Source organism: Bradyrhizobium sp. JR4.1 (assembly GCF_040548605.1).
Lineage (GTDB): Bacteria > Pseudomonadota > Alphaproteobacteria > Rhizobiales > Xanthobacteraceae > Bradyrhizobium > Bradyrhizobium canariense.
In genome coordinates this window covers 1-1,736 of the sequence record NZ_JBEPRY010000074.1, presented here as the reverse complement: position 1 = coordinate 1,736, position 1,736 = coordinate 1, and the positions used below count along the sequence as shown (strand labels likewise).

Below are 1,736 nucleotides of genomic sequence, written 5' to 3'. Positions count from 1 at the left end.
AACCGGTGACGCCCTATGTGGGATCGCACCTGCTGCGTCATAGCCTTGCGGTCCAGTTGGTGAACTCGGGTGCATCGCTCGACGAGGTGGGCGACGTGCTGCGGCATCGCTCACGCACATCGACCATGATATATGCCCGTCTCGACATAGATGGGCTGCGATCGATAGCAATGCCCTGGCCCGTAGTGGGAGGCGCGCAATGAGCCTCACCTCCCAACTCGATCGCTATCTGGCCGTGCGGCGCAGCCTCGGCTACGACCTGAGCACCAGCGAGCGCATCCTCCGCCGCTTCACGCGGTTTGCCGACCGCGAGCGTGCGACGCATATCGACACGGCGCTGTTCCTGCGCTGGCATGCTACGCTCGACGAGGCCAACGGCAGGACGCGAGCGGCGCGGCTTACCGTCGTGCGCCTCTTCGCGCAGTGGCTAAGTAGCTTCGATCTGGCGCATGAAGCCCCGCCCCGGGGATTGTTGCCGAATACCGTGATGCGCTCCCGACCGTATATCTACAGCGACGCGGAAGTCGCTTCGATCATCGCGGCCGCAATGGCACTTCCGTCGATTTGCGGATTGCGCGGGCTGACCTGCTCGACGCTGTTCGCACTCATCGCGATCACGGGCCTGCGCGTCAGCGAGGCGCTCGCGCTCGATGGAGACGACCTCGATGCCGATAATGGTGCGTTACGCGTCCGACAAGGTAAGAACGGTAAGGAGCGACTGCTGCCGCTCGACCCCAGCGCCGTCGAGCGACTGCTAGACTATCGCGTCAAACGCGACCGGTTGATCGGTCATCCGGCGAAGCCGATGTTCATAACTGACAAGGCGACTCGGCTCACCGACTGTGGGGCCCGCTACAACTTTGCGCAAGCATGCCAGCAGATCGGATTGCGATCCGAGCAGCAGTACCAGCGGCACGGCCGGGGACCGCGCATCCACGACCTGCGCCACACCTTCGCCGTGCGTACGATGATCAACTGGTACCGGACTGGCAAGGACCCGGCGCGCGAGATGATCCGGCTGACGACCTATCTGGGTCATAGCAACCCTTCTGGAACATATTGGTATCTGGAGGCGGTCCCGGAGCTGCTCGATCTAGCGATGGGCCGCGCCACCGCGAGCGGCGGGGAGATGGCACAATGAGCACCATCGCCTTACCTGCGCTGATCCAGCGCTTCTTCACCGAGCGGCTTTGCACGCAACTGGAGGCGAGCCGACATACGGTCGCTGGCTATCGCGATACGTTCCGGCTACTGCTCAGGTACGCGAGCACTCGCCGCAACAAGCCGCCAGTCAACCTGACGGTCGAAGATATCGACGCCGATCTGGTCGCGGACTTCCTCGCCCATACCGAGACCACGCGGGGCAATAGCGCCCGCAGCCGCAACACCCGGCTCGCGGCGATCCGATCGTTCTTCCGCTTCGTCGCGATGACCGATCCGACCTGGCTACTACACTGCCAGCGTATCCTGGCCATGCCCAACAAGCGCTATGTGAAGCGTGCAGTTACGTTCCTCGATGCCGAAGAGATGGCGGCATTGCTGGCGGCTCCGGATCGCACCACATGGGCGGGCCGGCGCGATCATGCTCTGCTGTTGCTCGCAATCCAGACAGGCCTGCGAGCTTCCGAACTGGTCGGCCTTACCCGGGGCGATGTCGCGCTTGGAACCGGCGCTCACATCCGTTGCATGGGCAAGGGCCGCAAGGAGCGCGCCACCCCACTTCGCCGCGAGACAGC

3 protein-coding genes are annotated in these 1,736 nt (G+C 63.9%); all 3 read left to right on the top strand.

Annotation, left to right across the window (positions count from 1 at the left end; genetic code table 11):
• On the top strand, positions 1-203 hold a 203-nt coding region (locus ABIB90_RS41550; RefSeq protein ID WP_354202975.1), incomplete at its 5' end, for a tyrosine-type recombinase/integrase.
• Positions 200-1,141 carry a tyrosine-type recombinase/integrase gene (locus ABIB90_RS41545; protein ID WP_247297731.1) on the top strand — a complete coding sequence of 314 codons (942 nt, stop codon included), beginning with the start codon at positions 200-202 and terminating at the stop codon, positions 1,139-1,141. The genes ABIB90_RS41550 and ABIB90_RS41545, both read left to right, overlap by 4 nt.
• Positions 1,138-1,736, top strand: a 599-nt coding sequence (locus ABIB90_RS41540; protein ID WP_354202974.1) for a tyrosine-type recombinase/integrase, incomplete at its 3' end; no start/stop codon positions are given. The genes ABIB90_RS41545 and ABIB90_RS41540, both read left to right, overlap by 4 nt.

Excerpts from the sequence above, each read along its gene's own strand:
- ABIB90_RS41545 (WP_247297731.1), top strand. The coding sequence starts at position 200 with ATGAGCCTCACCTCCCAACTCGATCGCTATCTGGCCGTGCGGCGCAGC.